At 42.9% G+C, this 23,203-nt stretch carries 16 protein-coding genes, 1 tRNA gene and 1 riboswitch; of the genes, 9 read left to right on the top strand and 8 right to left on the bottom strand.

Annotated elements, in window-relative coordinates; all coding sequences use genetic code 11:
* Positions 1-158: 158 nt before the first annotated feature.
* The gene (locus CVU62_06765; protein ID PKN38531.1) at positions 159-1,829 is read right to left on the bottom strand and encodes a hypothetical protein; all 1,671 of its coding nucleotides are present in this window, start codon (positions 1,827-1,829) and stop codon (positions 159-161) included.
* A gap of 393 nt (positions 1,830-2,222) precedes the next feature.
* On the opposite strand from CVU62_06765, the gene CVU62_06760 reads away from it, so the two are divergent.
* The 8 genes from CVU62_06760 (at position 2,223) to CVU62_06725 (ending at position 12,482) form a co-directional block, all read left to right on the top strand.
* On the top strand, positions 2,223-2,936 hold the full coding sequence (locus CVU62_06760; GenBank protein ID PKN38530.1) for a hypothetical protein: 714 nt from the start codon (positions 2,223-2,225) through the stop codon (positions 2,934-2,936).
* Positions 2,937-2,992: 56 nt separating this feature from the next.
* The gene (locus tag CVU62_06755; GenBank protein PKN38529.1) at positions 2,993-5,419 is read left to right on the top strand and encodes a 3-hydroxyacyl-CoA dehydrogenase; all 2,427 of its coding nucleotides are present in this window, start codon (positions 2,993-2,995) and stop codon (positions 5,417-5,419) included.
* Positions 5,420-5,506: 87 nt separating this feature from the next.
* On the top strand, positions 5,507-6,700 hold the full coding sequence (locus tag CVU62_06750; protein PKN38528.1) for an acetyl-CoA C-acyltransferase: 1,194 nt from the start codon (positions 5,507-5,509) through the stop codon (positions 6,698-6,700).
* A 250-nt stretch (positions 6,701-6,950) separates the two neighbouring features.
* Positions 6,951-7,025, top strand: a tRNA-Val gene (locus CVU62_06745).
* Positions 7,026-7,166: 141 nt separating this feature from the next.
* The gene (locus tag CVU62_06740; protein PKN38527.1) at positions 7,167-7,952 is read left to right on the top strand and encodes a gluconate 5-dehydrogenase; all 786 of its coding nucleotides are present in this window, start codon (positions 7,167-7,169) and stop codon (positions 7,950-7,952) included.
* A gap of 40 nt (positions 7,953-7,992) precedes the next feature.
* A complete protein-coding gene (locus CVU62_06735; protein PKN38526.1) occupies positions 7,993-8,430 on the top strand; it encodes a hypothetical protein in 438 nt (145 codons plus the stop codon).
* A gap of 129 nt (positions 8,431-8,559) precedes the next feature.
* On the top strand, positions 8,560-11,553 hold the full coding sequence (locus CVU62_06730) for a formate acetyltransferase (protein PKN38525.1): 2,994 nt from the start codon (positions 8,560-8,562) through the stop codon (positions 11,551-11,553).
* Positions 11,554-11,657: 104 nt separating this feature from the next.
* Positions 11,658-12,482, top strand: coding sequence for a short-chain dehydrogenase (locus CVU62_06725; GenBank protein ID PKN38524.1), 825 nt, complete (start codon positions 11,658-11,660; stop codon positions 12,480-12,482).
* Positions 12,483-12,485: 3 nt separating this feature from the next.
* Here CVU62_06725 and CVU62_06720 read toward each other — a convergent pair whose 3' ends face one another.
* The 7 genes from CVU62_06720 to CVU62_06690 all read right to left on the bottom strand — a co-directional run bounded on the left by CVU62_06720 (position 12,486) and on the right by CVU62_06690 (position 21,415).
* On the bottom strand, positions 12,486-13,625 hold the full coding sequence (locus tag CVU62_06720; protein PKN38523.1) for an enoyl-ACP reductase: 1,140 nt from the start codon (positions 13,623-13,625) through the stop codon (positions 12,486-12,488).
* 373 nt (positions 13,626-13,998) lie between these two features.
* Positions 13,999-17,079 carry a hypothetical protein gene (locus tag CVU62_06715; GenBank protein ID PKN38522.1) on the bottom strand — a complete coding sequence of 1,027 codons (3,081 nt, stop codon included), beginning with the start codon at positions 17,077-17,079 and terminating at the stop codon, positions 13,999-14,001.
* An 11-nt stretch (positions 17,080-17,090) separates the two neighbouring features.
* Positions 17,091-17,492: a hypothetical protein gene (locus CVU62_06710; GenBank protein ID PKN38521.1), complete on the bottom strand. Its 402-nt coding sequence runs from the start codon at positions 17,490-17,492 to the stop codon at positions 17,091-17,093.
* A 67-nt stretch (positions 17,493-17,559) separates the two neighbouring features.
* On the bottom strand, positions 17,560-18,258 hold the full coding sequence (locus CVU62_06705; GenBank protein ID PKN38520.1) for a hypothetical protein: 699 nt from the start codon (positions 18,256-18,258) through the stop codon (positions 17,560-17,562).
* Positions 18,249-18,689, bottom strand: coding sequence for a hypothetical protein (locus CVU62_06700; protein PKN38519.1), 441 nt, complete (start codon positions 18,687-18,689; stop codon positions 18,249-18,251). The genes CVU62_06705 and CVU62_06700 overlap by 10 nt, the downstream gene beginning before the upstream one ends.
* On the bottom strand, positions 18,664-19,134 hold the full coding sequence (locus CVU62_06695; GenBank protein ID PKN38518.1) for a hypothetical protein: 471 nt from the start codon (positions 19,132-19,134) through the stop codon (positions 18,664-18,666). The genes CVU62_06700 and CVU62_06695 overlap by 26 nt, the downstream gene beginning before the upstream one ends.
* 145 nt (positions 19,135-19,279) lie before the next feature.
* Positions 19,280-19,369: riboswitch (cyclic di-GMP riboswitch) on the bottom strand.
* 252 nt (positions 19,370-19,621) lie between these two features.
* Positions 19,622-21,415 carry a hypothetical protein gene (locus CVU62_06690; protein ID PKN38517.1) on the bottom strand — a complete coding sequence of 598 codons (1,794 nt, stop codon included), beginning with the start codon at positions 21,413-21,415 and terminating at the stop codon, positions 19,622-19,624.
* A 579-nt stretch (positions 21,416-21,994) separates the two neighbouring features.
* Here CVU62_06690 and CVU62_06685 point away from each other — a divergent pair.
* Positions 21,995-23,116, top strand: coding sequence for a hypothetical protein (locus CVU62_06685; GenBank protein PKN38516.1), 1,122 nt, complete (start codon positions 21,995-21,997; stop codon positions 23,114-23,116).
* Positions 23,117-23,203: the final 87 nt, after the last annotated feature.

The following is a 23,203-nucleotide window of genomic DNA, read 5'->3' as shown; positions in this document are numbered from 1 at the left end:
TTTAGATATTTAGTCTGTACTACAAGGAAAATCGGAAGAATTTGTAAAATGCAATTATTATGCGCAAAGAAAAATAGCCGGACGGGCATACTATAATTACATTCCTTTTAACTTATTTTAATCGAATAACATTCTTTGAATTTTCTATTTCCAACGGATTAGTTCGGGGATATTAACCTGTATACCACGTATCCATTGGCTTCATAAATCGTTTCTGTGGACCTTTTCATTTGCCGTGATAATCTGTTTATTTTTTCCAGAGAATAATTATCTTGCAGATATTTCCAATACAAATCAGTTCGCACAAGCAAATGCGTGCATCCGAGCGAATGGAGATACTTTTGAAAAAATTTATCGTCGTTGGATTTTGCGACAAGATTTTGAATAACATTCATTCCGAAAGAGGAATCGTCATCGTACAGGCGATCCAGATAGTATCCCCGTCCAGCCAGAAAGATAAGCCTGATTCTGGAATTTGGGGGTGTTTGTTTGTTAATATAAGACATGGCAGCATAGCTTTTCATGTGGCGGTTAATGTACTCATCTCTCGTTTCCATGTTGCAAATATATTTGAGGGGTTGAAGATTCTGAAAGTAATTGCTTAAGTACATGATGTTTTTAGCCCCGAACATTACCAGAAATAATAAAATGATTCCTGTATAGAAGTATTTTATTGGAGCAGCTTTTTCTGCAGACCAGGTTAAGACATTCATTATACCCATTACCGTAAGAATGGCGAGGATGGGTATGGCCGGAAGTATATAGCGGATCCGCAGTTGATCGAGTAAAAAGGCCATAAGGATGAAAAAAAAGGCAAAAAGGACAAAAAAGAATTTGTCCTTTTGAAAGGATCTGTTCATGAAGGCGAAAGGAATCATAATAATCAGTATTGGATTTAAGACGCCGTCAAAATAACGATCTGAAAAATCCTGTCCCTGGAAAAAAAATCGCAGGGGGATCATCAATGTCTCCCAGAAGCTTTCACCATAGAGCATTGCCCGGTATTTAAACATGCCCATGTAGCTGTTACCGGAAACCACGCTATAAGTATTTCCGTCATTGGCAATGCCGTTAACGTTTGTGTTAAAAAATCCTGTAAATAAAGGAAATAGAGGATTACCTGTCAGGATCAGATTTTTTATAAGCCAGGGAGAAAATATAAGAAGAGAAATGATAAAGAAGATGGCACCATACTTTACCGCCGGCCACTGTGTTTTTTCATCGCGGGAGTAGAAAAAAATAATTGCCATTAATAGTACAAACCAGGCAATCAGGGCGTTATATTTTGTTCCCAAGGCCAGACCCATGGCGATAGATGAAATAAAAAGCCATTTGTTTTCATTGTATCCGTTATTGCGCCAATGAAGATAGGCGAGAATGCTGGTTGTCGTAAAAAATGTAAGACCGAGATCAACATAGGCAACAGTTGACATCCGCATCACTATAGGAGTGCTGATAAAAACAAGAATTCCCAATAATCCCGTAACGCGATTAAATTTATCGCTGAGATAACGAAAAATCAGCCATGACGTTCCGATACCAAAACCCATATGAATAAAATTGGGAACTATATCATTATGGAAATAAAGTGGTATGAGATAAAGCAGGTCAACATTCATGGGATAATAAGAGAATACTGACCATTTGATTTCATAGAATCCGCCGTTTAATAGCCAGAGTTTGGGAATGGCTAAGTGGTGAATCAGTGCGTCGGTAGCGATGGGTGGCAGCATGCTTAGTATAATTAACGTAACTAACAAGAATAAAATTGTCATACCCAGAAGTATCTGGATAAGAAAGTTTAATCTGCTGACTTTATTAATTGGCATCTTTCGGCACGTACCTTTCTGAATGAGGCAGTTTGAAAAAGCAAATTTATTGAACCGACATAAGAATTTGATAATAAATTTCTTTTTAGAGAGGGAATATATAAAGAAGCGTTTTGTATGTCAATGAAATATAGGTATTACAACATGGGGGGATTTATGAATATGCAATGAATAATAATGCCAAGATGTTCGTAATAGTTGAGAAATATAAACACCAATTATTTTAGCATAAAGATAAATCTGATTCGGCCATTGGGCGCGATCGTTTATCCGTTAATATTATGTTTTGTTTCATAAATACAAATACTTGTAAAATTAACCTTATAATTATAGAAAAAAATTTCACTATTTTTATCTTAAAAATTATTTTATTTTTCTTGACTTTTAGGGTTTATTGTTTTACTTGTGTCTGACCGCTGGTCAGATATTGACCGTTGTTTTAAATATGCGCGTATTTCAGGCAGGAAGAAGGTTGCTTTGGGACTTCAGGAACGTAGAGGAAAAGAGAAAGATAACCGTAAGAAACTAATTCTCAAATCAGCGCGAACTCTGTTCTTTAAAAAAGGTTTTAATAATGTTACCGTAGATGAAATTGCCAAATCCTCCGAATTAGGTAAAGGATCAATTTATCTTTACTTTAATAGTAAAGAAGAAATTTACGCACAAATTCTACTGAATGATATTGATAACTTTACTCAGCATGTTTCTGTTTTATTTGATGAGAAAAAATCGGTGGATGACTTGCTGTTTGAATTCTCCTGTATCTATGTTGATTTTTTCCTCAATGAGCCAGAATTATTCAGGATACTTATGACCTACATGCTGCAACCAGCTAAAATAAATTTAACAGAGGAGCTTAACTCTCAAATTATTAACGCAAATGCCAGGTCAATAGATGTTATTGGAAAAATATTTCAGGAAGCAGCGTCAAAAGAATTTTCCGCAGATATTAATTTAAAGCAAAATCGAAATGCGATCTGGGGTTTGCTTAATGGAATTATCTCCCTGTATATTTTTTCGGGGGCGCAGGAAAAACGAAGAGAAAGAATTCATTCCACAATTAAATTAGCATTGGAGATATTTATCAAGGGCTTAAAAAAAGCGTGATGAATATTTAAGATAATCCAAAAGATTGAAGTAAGAAAAGGCAAAGGAGGAAAGTCATGTCATTGGAGATCAAGAAAGCTGCCGTTTTAGGCGCGGGAGTTATGGGTGCGAGTATCGCAGCCCATTTAACGAATGCCGGCATTGAGTGCTATTTGCTGGATATCATTCCTTTTGAACTTACCGAGGACGATAAGAAGAAAGGATTAACAGAGAAAAGCCCGGCGTGGCGCAACCGGTTTGCTGCAAACGGATTGGCTGGGGTCACCAAGTCGAAACCGGCTAGTTTTTATGCGAAAAGCAATGCTTCAATGGTTACAATAGGTAATTTTGAAGACGATTTAAAATTGCTGGCCGACTGTGACTGGGTTTGTGAAGTTGTTGTCGAAAACCTAAAAATCAAACAGGAACTTTTTGCCAAGGTGGAAAAAGTTGTTAAACCGACATGTATAGTTTCCACAAATACCTCCGGTCTTCCCATCAAAGACATTTCCGCTAAATTCAGCGCTAACCTGAAGAAGCATTTTTTGGGAACCCATTTCTTTAATCCGCCCCGGTACATGAAGTTAATGGAGATCATTCCCGGTGCGGATACGGATAAGGCAGTCGTCGATTATATGGTAAAATTCAGCGAGGAAGTCCTCGGTAAAGGCGTTGTTATATGCAAGGATGTTCCCAATTTCGTCGGCAACCGTGTCGGTGTCTATGATCTGTGTAATGCCGGTAAGGTCATGATGGAAAAAGGTATGAGTATTGAAGAAGTTGACGCCATTGTCGGTAAGGCAGTCGGCCGTCCCGGCACAGCAATCTTCGGAACAATAGATCTGGTCGGTCTCGATATCGGTACTCATGTTGCGCAGAACCTCTATGACGCTGTTCCCGACGATGAATGCCGTGATACCTTTGCCCCCACGGAATTTGCGAAAAAAATGATAGCCAACAAGTGGCTTGGTAACAAAACCAAAGGTGGTTATTACAAGAAAGTAAAGGACGAAAACGGCAAGAACGTTAAATACGCCATTAACTGGAAGACCATGGAATATGCCGTAGCCCAGAAACCAAAATTCGCGTCTATTTCCGAAGCAAAGAAGTGGGCCGATTCCGGTGTTGCAGTTAGTATGAAAGTAGCTTTCAACGGACAGGATGCCGCCGGCGATTATCTGCGCGAATATATGTGCAACAACTTCATTTACGCTACCAACCGCATTCCCGAAATATGCGATACAATCGTTGAGATAGACAATGCTATGAAGTGGGGCTACAATCAACAGCTTGGTCCTTTTGAATCATGGGATGCTGTAGGCGTTAAAGAAGCCGTTGAAGTAATGAAGAAACTCGGCAAAAAAGTTCCCGCCAAGATCGAAGAAATGCTGAAGAAGAAATGCACATCTTTCTACAAGGTCGATAGTAAAGGCGTCAAGTCCTACTATGATTTCAAGAAGAAGGGCTATGTGAAGATGGCTGAGAATCCTAAAATCATCGTACTGTCCGGTCTCAAGGAAAGAAAGAAAACCGTTAAAGAAAATGCGGCTGCAACACTTGTGGACATTGGTGACGGTGTCGCCTGTCTGGAATTCCATACCAAGATGAATTCTGTTAATGCCGATATGATTCAGATGATATCGGAGAGTTGCGATATCGTGAATAAAGATTTCCTTGGTATGGTCGTTGCCAACCATGATCAGCGTATGTTCTCTGCCGGTGCCGACATCTTTGCTGTATTGTGTGCCATTACTGAAAAACAATGGGTTGAATTGGAGAAAATGGTTGCAGGATTGCAGAATGCCAATATGAAGATGAAATATCTGCCCAAGCCCGTTGTTACGGCTCCAGCAGGCATGGCTCTAGGCGGTGGTTGTGAAATCGCTATGCATGGCGACTATTGTCTAGCTAACGGTGAAACATACATGGGTCTTGTCGAAGTCGGTGTTGGAGTTATTCCAGCCGGCGGCGGTTGTAAGGAAATGGCCTTACGTATGACGGAAGGAATTCCGGCTGGTGTTGTAGAGTCCGGATTGAATATGCAGTATCATTTTGGCAAGATTTTTGAAAATATCGCCACTGCCAAGGTTGCCACAAGCGCTCAGGAAGCTCAGGATTTAGGTTTTATCCGTAAGACCTGCATGATTAACATGAGCCGAGACATGCAGATTTTCGAAGCCAAACAGATTGTTCTGGGTATGTCCAAGTTCTATAAACCGCCGAAACCAGCTCTTATTCCCGTCATGGGAGAAAATCTGCGGGGCGTGGCTGGAGCTATCATCAGTAACATGAAGGCCGGTAAATACGCCTCTGAATATGATGCTCACATTGCTATGAAGATTGCTCATGTACTAGGTGGAGGAACCTGCGCGGAAGGAACTTTTGTGACGGAACAGGAGATTCTGGATCTGGAAAGAGAAGCTTTCATGAGCCTCTGCGGTGAACAGAAGACGCAAGATAGAATAAGTGCCATTTTATCAACTGGCAAACCCCTGCGCAACTAAAATAAAGGATATGCCGGCCGACTTGTGGTTGAAGCCTCAGGCCTCCGGCATTTAACATAACAAAAGCCTGTAAGGAGGAAATATATTATGAGTGAAGCTGTCATTGTCGCATCCGTAAGGAGTGCCGGTGGAAGATATAAAAGAGGCGGTTTGGCCGATACCCGTGCCGACGTCTATGGTGTTCAGGTTATTAAAGGTTTGCTGGCGAAAGTTCCCCAGCTTGATCCCAATGATATTGATGATCTAATTGTCGGTTGTGCGTTTCCTGAAGCGGAAGCAGGAATGAATTTCGGTAAAGTATTGGCTGTCGGCGCCGGTTTGCCCGAGCCGGTATCCGGTATGACCCTTAACCGTTTCTGCTCATCAGGTGTTCAGTCAATTGCTGACGCTACGGCGAAGATTCGCGCCGGCTGGTCAGAAGTAATTATCGCCGGTGGTTGCGAGTCCATGACCCATATCCCTATGGGCGGCGGTATCTTCCGCCCCAATCCTGACTGGGATTACGCCACTATGCCCAATGTATACATGAACATGGGAAACACCGCGGAAAATGTTGCGATGAATTACAATGTTTCCCGCGAAGATCTGGATAAGTTCGGTGTGGAAAGTAACCGTAAAGCTTATGAAGCCATCCAGGCCGGTAAATTTAAGGATGAGATTATTCCCATCAAAGCCTTCAAATATAAGAAAGATAAGGATGGAAAACGCGTCCGTACGGAATTCGTATTTGATACTGATGATGGTGTAAGATGGCCGGTCAGCATCGCGGATATGGCTAAATTGAAATCACCATTCAAACAGGGCGGAAACTGCACTGCGGCCAATTCTTCTCAGATGACTGATGGTGCCGCATTTACTCTAGTCATGACGGCAGAAAAGGCCAAGGCTATAGGTGTGAAGCCGATTGCCAAGTTGGCGTATTACGCTGTAGCCGGTTGCAAACCTGAAGAAATGGGTGTCGGTCCGGCATATGCTATTCCGAAGGTTCTAAAAATGGCTGGTTTGACAACGAAGGATATTGATGTGTTTGAAATCAACGAGGCCTTTGCATCACAGGCGCTTTACTGTATCCGCAAGATCGGAATTGAAGACCGTCTGAATGCAGGTGACATTAACCCTAACGGTGGCGCTATTGCCCTGGGTCATCCACTGGGCTGCACGGGTGCCAAACTGACTGCTCAGTTGCTCCATGAACTACAACGCCGAAAAGCAAAACGCGGCATTGTCTCCATGTGTATCGGTGGTGGAATGGGAGCTGCCGCTATATTTGAAATGCTTTAACAAACAAATTGTCCCTTCTAGCTTCAAGCTGTAACTCTATACAATTCCTCCGCTATCCTCATCATAGAGGATAGCGGAGGGGTTGGCCTTAAAAGTTTTTAATAAAAAATAAAATCAAAATCTTTAACGATCGCACACCTGAGCATTATCCGGATTTGCTTAAGACTGATTCTTAGGTATTTTGTGCTTGATGTAAAAAAACTTTTTTTCTTGAAATAAGGGATGCTTTAAGTTATAGCAAACTTCACTTGGGCGGTTAACTCAGCGGGAGAGTGCTACCTTCACACGGTAGAAGTCACTGGTTCAAATCCAGTACCGCCTACCATTTATTTCAAGGGGTTATGGTGCATGCTGTAATCCATTTTCTTTATTTTTGAGATTTTTAATCATCTATATTTTATTGACACAAAAGATCATTCTTCATATACTTTCAACGTAAATAACTACATTACTTAAGGAGCTTGTAATGAATGTAAAAGATTTGTTTGATTTAAAAGGTAAGGTTTCCTTAGTTACCGGTGGTGGTAGAGGTATTGGCAAATTCATGGCTACGGGGTTGGCTGAGGCGGGATCGAATGTGGTGATTGCCTCGCGCAAGCTGGAAAACTGCGAAAAAGAAACAAAGGAATTGGAAAAACTGGGAGTTAAGTCTCTTGCTGTTAAATGTGATATGGCCCAAAAGGAAGATATTGACAACCTGGTCAAAACCACAATGGATAAATTCGGTACCATTGATATATTGGTCAATAACGCCGGACTCACCTGGGGAGCACCAACTCTGGATTTCCCATTGGATAAATGGGAAAAAATATTCGACGTGAATGTCAAGGGCGTGTGGATCCTGTCCCAGCAGGTGGCTCGAATCATGAAAGAAAAGGGTGGAGGCAAGATGATTAATATTTCATCAATCTATGGCTCACGAGGTTCTAATGAAGAAGAACATCCGGCTATAGCCTATAATCCTTCCAAGTTTGCAGTAGAGGGTTTAACTAAGACGCTGGCTATAAAATTAGCCCGTTACAAAATTTATGTTAATTGCGTTGCTCCGGGATTTTTTAAGACCGATATGATGTCCTATATCTTCAAGCCGGAGAATAAACAGATTCTTGACCTTACCGTGGCTGCTATTCCACTCAAAATGTACGGCGATGAGGACGAGATCAAAGGCCTGACCGTCTTTTTGGCATCCAAAGCCTCGGACTACATCACTGGTAGTATTTTCCACGTGGATGGCGGATTGTCGGCTCAGTAAAATCTAAATTAATTGTAAATGAATTATAGGAGCTATAGTTATGAAGATTCCGCAGTATGTAACCGTCAGCGAGGTGAAAAGGGTTTGTAAAGAATTGGGTTTGAGGGATTGGACTAAAATTAAAGAGCCGAAAGTAACAGCAAAAGAAGCCGGTGTCATCCTCAAAATTGTCAATGTTAAAAAGATGCCCATTCCTCTCGAAGAATTTCGTATGGGATTGGAAGTGGAACTTGAGCACGGTACAATGTTCGATGACGCGAACGTGACGAACAATCATCCCATCCTTACAGGTATGATTGTTCTGGCGCATATGAAGGAAATGCTTGATTATTACGAACGGCTGGGTGTTGCCGAGGTAGAGGGGGACTTGCTCAAGGCTCTTCTGTCCAAGAATCTCAATAAGATCGATACAAAGTATAGAAAGCTTATCAAGGCTCAGGCTGTTCTGAACAAGGTAGTGACTGTCCAATTGAAATAGTCGTATCTCCGTTAACACCGATTAGTATATATTCTTTGGCTAGTTCGAACGGAAACCCTCACTACTAACTTTGGATTAACACAAAGGTGTCGTTTTCTTAGAAATATTGCAGTAAAGGGATGTCCTGTCATGCTAATTCATACTGAAATTGCTGATAAAGCAAAAATGTCTCCTACAGGATTGATACTGCATGGGCTTCTGAAGGTAATGGCCGCGAACTTCAATTATCGGTCCGCACTGAAAAGATATCTTATAACATCGGATGGTCCGCTGAATTTCGCTATCGGTATCCGTACCGAAAGCGGTTCGGTATTCTCGGGTATCGTTTTTCGGGAAGGCGCAGTGTCCATTGTACGCGGCATGCCCAACAGAGCCGATGCAGTGATAAGATTTCGCACCGACACCGCAGTGAGGAAACTACTTGGTGGTACATCCACTGATCAGATTTACATGATCCTCAAGAATGAGGCACGGGTTGATGGAAGCATTACCTATCTTAACCTCTTCGCTTTTCTTCTTTCCCTGTTGATCAACAAAAAACAAATAAAGCTCATGGAAAAAGAGAGGAATAATGCCCAAAAAAGCTTGCTGAAAAAGGCTCCTGATGCCCGCAAAGATTTGAGCGATGAACTTTCCTCGCGAAGAAAGTTACGACTCAAATGTGTGAAAATAGATGCGGGCGTACAATATCTCGAGGATCCCTATCTTCCGGACTACAGCCTCGATAGTTTTCCGCGTCTCAAAAAAATTCTCGACATTCACCTCACCGTAAAACCGGAGGTGTGTCCGGAAATTCCCCGACTTGTAACAGAGTGGCACAGAAAAAACGGTTTTGAAATTGACAATAACGGTCATCCTTATATTCCGGTCATGCGCAAAGCTTTGGCATACAAATATCTAATGGAAAACCGTAAGCCAATAATTGGCGATGATTCACTTATTGCCGGGACCACCACGAGTAAAAAGATAGGATGTCCCTTATACCCTGAGGGGAGCGCAGTTATCATATGGAATGAGCTCATCACCATGCCGTACCGTACGTACAATCCCTTCGACATTTCCGAAGAGACTCGCGAGCTCCTTCATAATGATATATTCCCCTACTGGATAAAACGAAATTTTCGCGAGTGGGTGCGGGGAAAATATAACAACCCTTTGTGCCAGCAAATTGATGAACGATTTGCGCTTTATTTTAATTGGAAGGTAGCAACGATATCCCACACTATTCCTGATTTCCCCAAGATATTACGCCTGGGCACTTCGGGAATAATTGCGGAAATTAAAACAGAATTAGAAAGAGAGACAAACCCGGAGAGAAAGGCGACACTTGAATCAATGGTACTTTGCCTGGAAGGACTTACGGCCTATTCCAAAAACCTTTCGCGTCAGGCTCTAAAAGATGCCGCGGCGGAAAAGGATCCGGGACGCAGGGCAGAACTCGAAACCCTTGCATCAATATGCGAGCACGTAGTGGAAAACCCAGCCCGCACTCTTGAAGAGGCAGTTAATTCTATGTGGATTACATGGGTGGGGCTCCATATGGAAAGCATGAACGCGGGGCTTTCGCTGGGAAGACTAGATCAGTGGCTTCAACCATATTTTGTTGCGGACATGGAAAAAATAAAATCGAAAAGCGCGCGTGAAGCGTATATACATCACGCGTTGGAACTTATTGGCCACTTCTATATGCGTTGTACCGACCATTTCCCGCTTACACCAGACCTGGCCAATTTCTATTTCGGCGGCAGTTCTTCAGATCAGGCCATAACTTTAGGTGGTATCACTCCCGAGGGCAAAGATGCCGTAAATGATATGACGTATATTTTTCTTAAGGTTACCGAAATACTCTCCATCCGTGACCCCAATGTAAACGCACGTTTTATGCCTGGTGTAAATAGTGATACTTACCTGAAACGGCTTTGCGAGGTTAACCTTATTACCGCGGCCACGCCTTCCATGCACAACGACGCCGCAATTATTTCTTCTCTTTCTAATATGAACTACGATATTCAGGATATCCGTAACTGGTCGGCCACGGGATGTGTTGAACCTACTTTATCCGGCAAACACATTGGCCACACCAACATGCAGATGATGAATATGGTTGCCGCTCTGGAAATGGCCATGAATAACGGCAGGCACCCGCTTACCGACTGGAAATTGGGTCCCGATACCGGCGTTGTAGCACGCGGTGATTTTAAAACATTCGATGATTTTTTCGACGCGTTCACGGAGCAATTCAAATTCATTATCGACCAATCCATTGAATATAACCACATGCTGGCTGAGGCTCACCAGTATCTGCGACCAACACCGCTTCTTTCGTCACTTATTGATGATTCTATTCGAAAAGGATTAGATGTCACCAAAGGCGGCGCGAAATACAACAGTTCCGGCACTGCTATAATCGGTCTTGCGGATGTTACTGACTCGCTTATGGTAATCAAAAAACTCGTCTATGATGATGAGAAAATTCCTTTTATGGACTTGAAAAGAGCCGTAGACACCAACTTTGAAAACGACCCGGCTCTGCTGGCGCTGGTGCAAAAAAAAGTACCCCTGTTTGGTTCCGGAAGTGAAGAAGCCGTAGCTATGGCCAATCGCATCGCAAAATGGGCGCATGATTATTATGGTGGTTTGCCGCACTACCGCGGCGGAAGATACACCACCGGATTCTGGTCAATGTCCACCCACGTGGCTTTTGGAACGCTCACGGGCGCTCTACCTTCTGGAAGGCTTGCCGGCAAGCCCTTTACACCTGGCCTTACACCGCAGCCGTTTGCATCAAAGAGCCTGCTCGACAATATACGTGATGTGGCTAAACTTGATCCTCTAAACCTGAACAATAATATTGCCTTCAATGTCAAGGTGGTACCCTCAGCGGGCGACTCACGCGAAAAGACAGTGGATGATATGTTCTCTTACGTTAAGACTTATTTCGAACTGGGCGGCATGCAGATACAACTAAACGTGGTTACATCAGATATGCTCAAAGATGCGATGGCGCACCCGGAAAATTATCGTAATCTTCTTGTACGGATATCGGGTTACAACGCCTATTTTGTAACACTAAATCGTGATATGCAGCTTGAACTTATCGAACGTGCGGAATACGGAATATGAAACTTTTCTTATCTTGATTTAAAAGAGACTCTTATTGATATATCGTCGCATATTATTTCCATTTAATGCTACGCTGAAAATGATAATTCCAAAGGAGAATAAACATGAACTATTATAAAAACAAGCATGTTTACATTACAGGAGGATCAAGCGGGATCGGCCTGGAACTCGCGCGAAAAATTTTCAGCTATGATGCCAATCTTACAATTATTGCACGCAATAGCGCGAAGCTCGAAGATGCACGCCGAAATATAGAGCAATTCAGAGTATCCTCCGCACAGTTTATCCGATGTCTGAGTGTGGACGTTTCCAATAGTGACGAGCTGTCCCATGTAATCCCACAGGCGGTGAAAGAATTCGGAACGCCTGATATTCTAATTAATAGTGCTGGAATTATCAGCTGTGATTATTTGGGGAATATTTCTTACGACACATTTGATGCTGTCATGAAAATAAACCTGTACGGTACTCGTAATATGATTGCTGAAGTTCTTCCCGCAATGAAAAAGGGAGCGCATATTGTCATCATTTCCTCAATGGCCGGATTAGTTGGTATGTGTGGATATACCGCTTACGGCACTTCAAAATTTGCGCTGGTTGGTTTAGCAGAGTGTTTGAGAGGAGAATTGAAGCAGAAGGGGATTTATCTAACATTGGTATGTCCTCCTGAGATAGATACGCCGATGCTGCTTGATGAAATGAAAACCATGCCCTATGAAAGCCGCATACTTAAAAATATGGCCGGTCAGGTAAAACTAGAATCTGTAGTCGCGCATATGCTGCTGGCCGTTGCGCGTAAGAAGTTTATAATGGTGCCCGGCTTCATGGCAAAATGGCTCTGGCTCACCCAACGTCTGACTCCTTCGCTGTTTCGACTTTCATCTGATATAATCATCAAATGGGCGTTGCGCAGAAAATCAGTCAAATAATTGCTATTTTGTTTTTGCCGCAACTTCTTCTTGAATTTTGAGAAATTCTTTCACGGTTCTATTAATCACCTCTGCTACTGTCGGTATATCATGGATTATGCCCTGGACCTGTCCTGAAAGATAAAATCCTTTATCCAGATCGCCAGTCTCCGTCGCATGCTGGATATCGACGTAAGCTTGAGCCATATGCATGAGATTCATTCCCGTTCTGGGGACTTTAAGCATTTTGTCCATTAAAGATTTCTTTTCTTTTGGCTTTGATGCGGAACCGGAATTTGCGCCGGATTCTTTAGGCCTCTCTGATTTTTCACCTTTAGGGCCGGATGAAGCTGCCGTTGCCAGTTTCATCCATGGAATGTCCACTGCCTTAGCAATTGCGAACGATGCCTTAAGACCTTTGCGAAGATTGCGGCCTTGTTTGAACGCTTTTTCAGCGGAAGGGGTTTTTAAAACTCTGCAAAATAGAGCATCGAATCTATTGGAATATATTGTGTCTTCTATTGTGCTTTCCAATTGCTTTTTCTTACAGAAATCATGAACAGGACTTTCCTTCGTGATGGAAAGTCTCGTGCCCATTCCAACACCTTCAGCACCCAAGGCAAAAGCCGCAGCCATTCCCCGGCCGTCAGCGATTCCGCCTATCGCGACCACAGGTATTTTAACCGCATCTACTACAGCAGGGACTAGAACCATTGTCGGAATCTGACTGCCGTGAGCCGCAGCTTCATAGCCGGTTACCTGCAAAGCATCCGCTCCTGATTTTTGAGCGGCAAGCGCGTGTTGAACGGTTGTCACCGTGGCTATTACTTTGCCGTTGTAAGCGTGAATTTTTTTTATCAAATCTTCACCCTTGCCGAGGGATATGTTGAGAACGGGAACTTTTTCTTCGATCGCGACCATGGCGTTTTCATGAGCTCCCGGCATCAAAAGGGTGATACCCACTCCGAAAGGTTTGTTCGTAAGCTTTTTAATTCGTTTGATGGATTCTCTGGTTTTGGCCGGACTTAAAGGGCCGGTGGCGAGATAACCTATGCCTCCGGCGTTGCAAACCGCGGCGACTAATTCCGGTACACTGATCCAACTCATACCGGGCAGAATGATAGGATATTCAATTCCGAATAAATCAGTAATTTTTGTTTTCATAAAAATCGCTCCTTTATTTTAGAGAGTATTTTTTAATCTTACAAAATCTAAATTATGAAAAATTAGCTGCTAGTTCCATAAATTATATTGAATAATATGTCAAAATTTAATTATCCGAATACTCGGGGCAAAGTTTCTTGATATGCTTGCCTACACCAGTTATTATGGTAGTAATTTAGACATGGAAATTTAGCAGGCGATGTTAAAGACAAAAAGGCCTCTTGTATTATCCGACAAGGAAAATCCAAGAGACTATATTGTAACAACTAAAAATGTTTCAGTGATTTTTTATCTGACAGATGATTTAATCCATCGATAGTAGTCGCTTGGCGTGATGGGGACATTTGCCACCCATCACGCCAAGATCTACCAGCTATTCTATACGTGTGTCTCTCCAGAAAAGAACGTTTGTCCTATTCACCAGGCTTTGGGGAGTTATATTGGCACGTTGAGTCTGACCGTCTATGCCGCCACCGCCGCTGGTAGTTACATAGAGATCAGGTGTAGCGTCAGTTCCAGGTCTCATCGAAACAACAGGAGCGGAAGCGATACCTGTTCCTATGGTCATTGAACGGGGCAACGTAGTTGAAGGCGTAGATCCTATAATATTAAGCGCTCCCGCGCCGGTCGTGTAATTGATTCCCCACAATTTTGCTGTTCCACCCTGAGCGCAGGGATCATTACTCGAAGCCGGCACGTAGGAGGTAAAGTAGACAACGCCACCAAATACCGTCGGTTCGGCAAGTATCTTCTCTCCCTGTCCGGTAAGATTAATGTAATAACCATAAGCGCTACCTGAATATGTTCCTCCCTCATCGGTAATATTCTGCATATCGCTGATGGTGCGGGTGCTGGTAAAGTCCGTATCCTTTAAAGCGTAAAATTTTTCCTGGGCGTTTGGGCTGGTGGGATCAAGTTTGTCCCCCGTTCCCCAATAGACCCAAATATTACCCACGCCGTCCTTGGCCACCGAAGCGGTGGTGAAAATCGGACGAATCCCCGAAGAACTGTTCGCCTGGAAAAAACGTCCACCTGTCCAGTTGGAAGTACCGCAGGAAGTGCCGCTCGTTGCCCTGCAAAATTTGAAACGCCACATATTGCCGCCGGTATCGCCTAAATAGGCCGTATCAATAAATCCGTCGTTATCTATGTCAACAATAGAGGGGGTTGCCGGCATGGGATTATCCAGATCAGAATTGTCTGCTTTGGTATAACTCCACAGTAGATTTCCATTGACGAGATCAAAAACAAAAATTCCTTTGCCGCTGTTTGCCGCGCCGGGTGAGGAAAATCCTCCGCCGATAAAGGCTACCCATTTTTCATTGCCGTTAACCATAACCCGGCCGATCATCGGCGAACTCCAAGGAGCTCCTATATATGTCTGGGAAGATGATAATCCTAAACGTAACCACTTGGTGGTGGTTGAGCCTGTTGGTCCGCAGTAGGTAGGGACCAATGGATTTGTTACATTGAGACAATGATAACCGCAATAGTATGGATAAGTAGTCGAATATGTCTGATTGAATCCCGCATCGCAATTCGTGGAGGTACTCCAGAGGTTTGTTCCGGCTCCTTGTCCTTCTCCGAATAACAGGATTGTTTGCCAGTCGGAAGCGCTTTTTGCTGTTCCACTGTTCGCTGTTTCAGGAACCCACGCGTCAGCGACACTTACCGGCCCGTCAACGTAGCTTTGATGTGTCAAGGTTGTCGGGTGAGTGTTGTGCGCGATCATCTTCAAACGTGATAAAAGATTGGGAGGAATGAAACTCCAGGCCTCGGTTCCATCGCTGGTTTTGAAGGAATGTAATTGTCCGTCATTGGCTCCGACGAGAACTACTCTTCCCGTATAACCCAGAACAGGATCATTGGTGGCACGTTTATGATTTGTCCTGTGCGTGGCAAAAGCGTGATTTGTGTCCCTGACGTCTTCAAAGAAAGAAGAAGGTGTGCCCACTGTAATCGGTTTGGAGCGGAAAATGTCACCCAGCTTCCAGCTTTCCAGATTATAGGCGCTTTCACCACGGAAGAAGCCGACCACCTTACTGCGAAGATCGTCCGTTGTAACGGCAAGATCAGCGTTGGTCAGGTTTGATGTTGTAAAATCGATTATTGTACCGGCTCCGGAAACCGTTTTGTACGTTTTCATATTACGGACGGAGTCACTTGTGTTCATTAAAACCGTTCCCGCGTCCCATAATTCGCTTCCCCTGCTGCCGTCTGTATTGATAGTGTATTTTCTCAAATGACCATACCAGAAGGGATCGTTGGAAATGGGTTGGATGGTGCCCTCATAAATGTAATTTTCATCAACGGTTCTGTTTAACTGTACGGAGGCTTGCGAAAAAGAGTAATTGGCTTCACGAATAATACTGAAAGCCAATTTAAGCTGGGTGGCAATCTGATCGCCGTCGGTGGCAATAAAGGCGTATCCGGAAAGAGCAGTATTTCCAGGATCATTGGAATTGGCAAAGCAGTTTGTACTGCTGCCGTCACAGGTGCCGGTTGTTTCCGAAGCCCCGCAGGAGGTGACTGCGGAAGGAACGTAGGCTGATGTGCTACCCGTGTTTGCGATCAGGGGGTTATCCGTTCCGCCAAAATAGGCCATCCAGTGTAAAGTATTTTCCAGATAATCAGGCATAGACTTGCCGAACCCGATGACAAAAAGTCGGTACCCGGCATCGGCCAGCGCCTTGGCTTTGGCAACGGATTCTCGACGTCTTTTATACATGTCGGCTTGTGTTTCTGTACCGTTACCGCTACAGGCATAAGTGTCTGCCCCGTCTGTGATTACAATGGCAAACTTCTGACGGCAGGCCCCGGAAGCGCCGTCCGCGGTTTTATGAACGTCGAGATAAAGTTTTGCTTCGTTGAGGGATGCGGCAAGAGGAGTGCCGCCGTAGGCACATTCGCTGTTGACGCAGGGAGAATACTCTGCGCAGGTTGATCCGCAGGAACATGTTCTGCATACGCTGTTGATAGAACAACTGGATGAACTATTGCAATAAATACGTCTGTAGGTGACTCCTATTGCCTTGGAAAGCCTATTGTATCCGGTTAGATAATCTCCGGCAGTGTCATTGCCGTTATAAAATCTCATATATCCTATTCTTACGCCCAGGCTGGTTTCATCAGCGGCGGTGAGGCTGTTGTCGCCATTGTCGTCCAAAATGCCGAAGATAGCCCGCTTGGCTATGGCCAGACGGCTGCAATTGGTTGTATATCCGGTGGTTGGTGAAGAGTAAAATGTTCCGCTACAGGAGGAATTCCCCCATATATTGGTGCCTCCTTCAGGGTTCCATTCCATACTTCCGCTCAAATCCAGAATTAAAAGAGTGTCCGGAGACAGCGAACTGGTAAATAGAGCCATTTCATCTGTGTCATCTGCGTGGGATATATTGACATAAAGACAAAGGACAATAATAAATAAGATTGTTATTATTTTCTTTATTAACATAAAAGCCCCCCTTATCTAAACATGGTGGTTATCTCAACAGGGCCGTAGCCCATTCCCACATCTATTTGTACCTGGCTTCCATAATAGGTGTTTTCACCAGTTACCCGGACATTAAAAAGCATCTGTCCCCATTGCTGGCCTCCTCCAATTGCGTAGCCTTTTAATGGCAGTGTATCAGCGCCAGAAGTCGGACGAGTCGCATTACTGATCGAATAAATTGACGCCGGGTCGGAGGAATCAACCACATGTCCGCTTACACTAGATGAAGTATCCGGTGCGAAACTATGTGAAAGCATGTTAATGCCTGCTTCAGCCGCAATCAATGCCTTCTTTTCTCCGACGATTCTGGTGGTAATCTGAAGATCATTTGTCGTGACGGAAATGGCCAGAAAACCTAATCCCATAAGGATCAAGATAGCAAGAAGTGCTACAACTAGAGAAAAACCACCTTGATGTTTCGTATTTAAAACGTCTTTTATTTTATTTAATGATAACATGGTTCCTCGGAATTATACTTGTAGAATAAAATGACTTTTTTCTTTGTCCTGTATTCAAATCGGCATTTTCCGTCTCTACCCATAGAGTAATGTCTATTCTGGCAACGTTCGGAATTCCTGCCGGTAATGACGAGGCTGCTATTTCGGCTCCCAGTGCATTAAAGTAACGGAAAACCGGGACTGCACTGGTATTAATTACGCGAACCGCCCGGAGATTGCCCGGTACATCTCCTAAAAAAGGCTGATTACCTCCTGTACAATTCGTCGAACGGCTGATGTATTGGTTGTTAGAATCGTAAGTATAGTTGATTACCTCATTGATAGAATCGCCTATACTGGCGCTTCCGTCGAGATTCATCTCGATGGTGATGGAAGAATCTGTCGCTGTCTGAATACCTTTATATATCTGATTAGTGGAAGCAGTGCAGCTCCCGGAAGATACCCAGAAGTTACTGCCTTCATAGTCGGGTCTTGGATTGTAAGAGGCCATCTGAATTTCCATGGACATCATTTCCAGAGCGGTACGGACATCCTGATGAGCCGCCACTCTTCTCTCAATATTGTAGGTAGACTTCTGCCCCATGTTTACCAATGAATAAATGGCGGAGAGGATTATAACACCCAAAGCAAGCGCAATTAAAACTTCCACTAATGTATAGCCTTTATGATTTTTCATATACATCCAAAACGAAAAGATTCCTGTCTGGTGACTATCATATTATCTGTAATGCCCCGTGTACTCAAAGGCGGCCAAGTTACCGTTACTGTAACTTTCCATGTATTTGCACTGCCGGAAACGGCACTTGTAACCGTTTGAACATTAAAACTTACATCGCCCGACTGAGCCGTTTGCTGGTCGCTGGAATATAAAACTTTATCGACCGTTCCCGTCGTTACGGTATTGCAGGGGTTCATGATCCAAAGTTCCTGGGTCATAATCTCATTATTGAGTACCATAATTGCTCGTCCGAGATAATCGGTACGAGCGCTGGTTTTCCAAGAAGTTGGTTGCAGAGACATGAAAGCAATCAGTCCTATGGAAACGAGCAGGACGGAAATGATTGATTCAACCAGTGATATTCCCTTATTATTTTTGCATATTATACTGTACATACGTTCTCGCTGTTATTTGGACAGTAATGGTAGCCTTTGATCCTATTAGGTTTGTCAGGACCAAGTTTCCCATTGTTACTGTTCCACGTCTTTGAAAACTAACTACGGAACCGTTATTAAAGTTGACGCTCTGTATGGAAATGCCACTTCCGTAAGATGTTAATGGTTTTGTCCAGTATGTAATTCCGGTGTCGGTACGTGAAAGGGTATAATTGTTTTCACCCACATTAAAAGTGATACGGTAAGTACTGAGATTCTCTTCAATTGCCCGCTGCCTTGCGTTGAGAAGATCAGACATTACTTCTCTTGCGGCTGTTTTTAAATTGATGTTGGACGAATAGTTCTGCCAGGCAGGAATAGCCAAAGTCGATATGATGGCCAGCAAGGCGATTACGATGCAGACTTCAACTAGCGTATAACCTTTTGGAATGTTTGTCCTTATCATACTGTCCCCTCATTTGCAGGCGCGTAAAGGAAATATCTGTTTCCCTTCAACACATATCAAAACGTTTACATTCAATACTTTTCGTTTTGTCTTTAATTGTTTAGGGATTTATTCCGCAGATATGCAGGACTACTTATTAGAGTCGCCCGGCTGTTCTGCCACCCTATCTTACAATTAAGACTTAGGTCAGTAACTTTGCGTCCCGTCTTTTCAGAACGGTTTGCCTTTATCAAGCTTTCACTTATATTTTAAGTAAAACAACTACTAAAGTCAAGAGATATTATGAAAAAAATCAACAATGATTGATCAACTGCGATAGCTTTTTGATTAGTGAGAATTGATTGTTTTTAGAGTGAAAATTGAAATTATCAGGTTTTTAGAGATTACGGTTAACATTCAGTTAATAAAGTTGTTGAAATTAATACATTTTTAAAATGCCTGGGAACATTTCTCTTGATGAGACTATGCGGTGTATCTTGTCTTTTTCTTATTCAGTAAATTGGTGTATGTAGTCTTTAAACAATTTTCTTACTTCAGGATTTTTTTCCGCGTCATAAAGCCTCTCCATGATTCCCCTGACACCATGTTTTGATTGCACTAAAGAATCACCCTGTTCTTTGTAAAGGGCAACAGCGGTCTGGGAAACTGCGGAGCACAGGGAATCAATAAAACGCTGCCAGATATGGAATCCTTTTCCGTTTTTCGTAGGATGAACAAAAGACCTGATAAAAATTATTGTAGAATTTATTACTGCTCTTAGAGGTGAGCCCACTTTACTTGATATATAAAAAACCATTGACGCGATGACCAGGGGGCTGTTGTAGAGGGAGTCGGGCGGTATCTTGTTCGTTTCGGCAAGGTCGGCAATGGATAAAGACAGGAAATAATCCATCGTGCCTTTCTTTCCATAGATGAACTGGTTATTTTCCTGACTTTCATTAAAAAACACAGAACCAGGAAGATCTACTATTGTACTTGGCTGAGCGCCAATCCTGTTCTTTATACAGAATTTTGTTATATCTACAGCGGTATTATCGGTTTTGGATTTATAATAGTCATAGGGCAGTCCCACTATAAAAGAAGCGTGTATGGAGATGCCATGCGCATGAATCTTCTTTATTTTGGATTCATAGTATTCTGAAACTGTCATTCCACTTTTTTCTATATTTCCGACGATGTGCTTATTGATATGCTTCAAGTTGCGCATATCAAGAGATTCAAACCCTACAAAGAAATGAGTACCTCCGGAAGCCCGAATCAAATCAAGCAGCTCTTCATCATCCGCAACTTCAATGGATATCTGGACTGCATAATTGATGCGCAGATCACTTTCTATGATTTTTTCTAAAAAAGGAATAAGACTGTTTCTGCTGGGAAACAAATTGTCCGGTGTAAAAAAATAATATCGGTTTTTAAAATTAACGGTTTCTTTTTGATAGTAACGCAATTCTGCCACGAAATCATCCGGATCACGAAATTGAACTGCTTTTTGTTTTTCCGGCAGGGTTGAAATTGAGCAAAACTTACAGGAAAACAAACATCCCGTGGATGGAGCTACAGGATTAATCCTAAAATCCTTCAATGGCGAGTGTTTTATAAACGGCAGCCTGTTTAAGAGATTTATTTTTAGAGGTTCTAAAGGCTCAAGATTCTGAAAATTTCCCCAGACACCGTTTTCAATCAGATTGTATCCGGAGTATTCGCTTTTTAGAGAATTATTTTTCAGATCATCTAGAATAGATGTGATAACGGTTGAGTCTCCGGCCCCTTTCACAATTGAAATCAATTCCGGGTGGGGCGAGTATTTTCTAATAAATGTATCCGCATCTTCTGGCATTGTGGACACATGTATTCCACCTATAACAACCGGTATTTTAGCGTGATTCAGTGCGATAGCAATGGAGGCGGCGGCAGGAAAGCTGGAGCTCATGGCGGAAATAAAGACGGCTCGCGGTAAACAATTTTTTTCTTTTATTACCTGAGCAAAATATCTCCTTTTGTCATCCACCATTACAATTAGATGGTCTTTAGCCAGCCTTGCCAATTGATTATGAATATATACACCGGCATACATTTCAATAGCCAGAGCGTCAACCATGGTCGCACGCTGTTTTTCCGGCTGAAAATCAACAAAGTCGAGAAAATTTTCAGACGTCATTTCATGCGCGTTTTTACCCGTGAGATAGGATATGACATCAATGGGAGTAATAGAATCGGCAGACAAAAGATCCATCAAGTTATAGGTAAGGGGGTTGTATACAATAAAATAGTTAATCGACATGTAATCTTTTATTCTTCCCAAAGAAAGTAATTTAAATCTTCTGATTTGTGCGCTACAGGCTTCTTATTACAGTGTCCTGTACCCTAAAAATAGTGCAAACGTTCAGACTTATACACTTCTTGGATGAAAAAAGGAAGTCTAATTTGCACGTCTTTTAAGAAATTATCCTTGGCTACAATTTTACTGGTTGTAATGATAAGGACTTTTTCCAAGCGGACTTTACAGTCTGAAGATCGTTTGTCCGTTTCCGCGTAAAGTTTGACCAAAACTCGGTTCAAGATGCAGCAAAATGGATTAATGGTAATTGATTTCTTTATCGATATTGTATCGAAATGTAATACAGTTTACTTCATTTATAAAAAAATATCTTTTTTACTCTTAATGTTAAGTTCTAGAAATTTAATGTATTCATAATGTAAATCAACATGTTATGTAATTCATGATATTAAACGATAATTGTTATACAAATTGATACACTATAAAAAATATGCTTGACAAACTGAAAGTGTAGTTTTATCATGGCATCGAAAAAAGAAGTAAAGATATACAGAACTAATCGCAGCCAAAGGGGGCGATGTGGTGGTTACAAAAAAGTACAAAGGTGTAGAAAAGCAGAAATTGCAGGAAAATATCCGTTATTCTCTGCCTGTCAAGCGTCCGCTGGGACGTATTCTGCTGGATGGCGCGTTTATAGAGCCTGAAGCTCTTGATGCCGCTCTTGCGGAGCAAATGCGCACAAATAAGCTCTTGGGTGATATCCTGGTTGATCTTGGCGCGTTGGATAAAGCTGAGCTTTATGCTGTACTGTGGATTCAGCGTGATTTTTCGACGGTCAAAGAAGCGATTATGGCGGCCGCCGGCATTCGTCACTTGTTGGGTGAACTGCTGTTGAAGGCTTTCTGCATCACGCAGAATCAGCTCGATACTGCGCTTGATGAACAGAAAAAATCAGGCGAAAAACTGGGCGAGATTTTAGTGCGCCTTGGTTTCCTCGATAAGCGTCAACTAGATGTCACTTTGTCCTTTCAATCCCGGCTGGGCGAAAGAAAGATTCCTTCCTGTCTGATGCTGGGAGAACTGCTTATTTCCGCCGGATACATCACACATGAACAGCTTGAAGACGGACTGAAACGTCAGCACGAAAGCGAAAGCGGAAAGAAAATCGGCGAAGTGCTGGTTGAAGCCGGCTATGCCAAACAGCGCCATATCGATCATGGCCTCAGGATACAGGAAAAGCTTGTTGCGGCGGCGTTGATCGCGGCCCTGTCTCTTGCGCCTATTAGTGCAGCGATTGCCGCGCAGTCATCTAAGCAGGTGATGAGTACGCAGATATCGGTGACCGCGAGAGTTCTGGCGCGGGCCAGCGTGCATGTGCTAAGACAACAGGCGGAAATCGTTGTAACCGATGCCGATATAAAAAGAGGATATCTCGATGTAAATGTTGGTTCTCTTCTGGAAATCAAAAATAACAGCAGGGCGGGAGTTAATATGACCTTCGAAACTCACGGATTGCCTTTTAAAGAAGCGCTAGTGAATGGTTTTGGCAGGGAAGTTGCGCTCGGGCCCAACGGCGGGATTATCACTCGTCAAATCGTTGGCACGTCCGTAGTAGCGTTAAACTATCGTTTTGTTTTTGACGAGTCTTCGCAGGCGGGAACTTATGCGTGGCCTCTTTCCATTTCCGTAAACCCTGTGGAGTAGTAGTGACATACAAAAAGGCAACAACCGCCCCAAATCAAATTCGACTTCGTGTTAAATATAGTAATTTTGTATGGTATAAACGTGCAC

This window comes from Deltaproteobacteria bacterium HGW-Deltaproteobacteria-2, assembly GCA_002840505.1.
Classification (GTDB): domain Bacteria; phylum Desulfobacterota; class Syntrophia; order Syntrophales; family Smithellaceae; genus Smithella.
The sequence above is the reverse complement of the archived record's forward strand: the minus strand, read 5'-3'. Positions and strand labels throughout refer to the sequence as shown.

What these genes read in the sequence shown, in the direction of transcription:
- CVU62_06765 (PKN38531.1), bottom strand. Translation starts at nt 1,829, where the DNA reads ATGCCAATTAATAAAGTCAGCAGATTAAACTTTCTTATCCAGATACTT.
- CVU62_06755 (PKN38529.1), top strand. Translation starts at nt 2,993, where the DNA reads ATGTCATTGGAGATCAAGAAAGCTGCCGTTTTAGGCGCGGGAGTTATG.
- CVU62_06750 (PKN38528.1), top strand. Translation starts at nt 5,507, where the DNA reads ATGAGTGAAGCTGTCATTGTCGCATCCGTAAGGAGTGCCGGTGGAAGA.
- CVU62_06740 (PKN38527.1), top strand. Translation starts at nt 7,167, where the DNA reads ATGAATGTAAAAGATTTGTTTGATTTAAAAGGTAAGGTTTCCTTAGTT.
- CVU62_06735 (PKN38526.1), top strand. Translation starts at nt 7,993, where the DNA reads ATGAAGATTCCGCAGTATGTAACCGTCAGCGAGGTGAAAAGGGTTTGT.
- CVU62_06730 (PKN38525.1), top strand. Translation starts at nt 8,560, where the DNA reads ATGCTAATTCATACTGAAATTGCTGATAAAGCAAAAATGTCTCCTACA.
- CVU62_06725 (PKN38524.1), top strand. Translation starts at nt 11,658, where the DNA reads ATGAACTATTATAAAAACAAGCATGTTTACATTACAGGAGGATCAAGC.
- CVU62_06720 (PKN38523.1), bottom strand. Translation starts at nt 13,625, where the DNA reads ATGAAAACAAAAATTACTGATTTATTCGGAATTGAATATCCTATCATT.
- CVU62_06715 (PKN38522.1), bottom strand. Translation starts at nt 17,079, where the DNA reads ATGTTAATAAAGAAAATAATAACAATCTTATTTATTATTGTCCTTTGT.
- CVU62_06705 (PKN38520.1), bottom strand. Translation starts at nt 18,258, where the DNA reads ATGTATATGAAAAATCATAAAGGCTATACATTAGTGGAAGTTTTAATT.
- CVU62_06700 (PKN38519.1), bottom strand. Translation starts at nt 18,689, where the DNA reads ATGTACAGTATAATATGCAAAAATAATAAGGGAATATCACTGGTTGAA.
- CVU62_06695 (PKN38518.1), bottom strand. Translation starts at nt 19,134, where the DNA reads ATGATAAGGACAAACATTCCAAAAGGTTATACGCTAGTTGAAGTCTGC.
- CVU62_06690 (PKN38517.1), bottom strand. Translation starts at nt 21,415, where the DNA reads ATGTCGATTAACTATTTTATTGTATACAACCCCCTTACCTATAACTTG.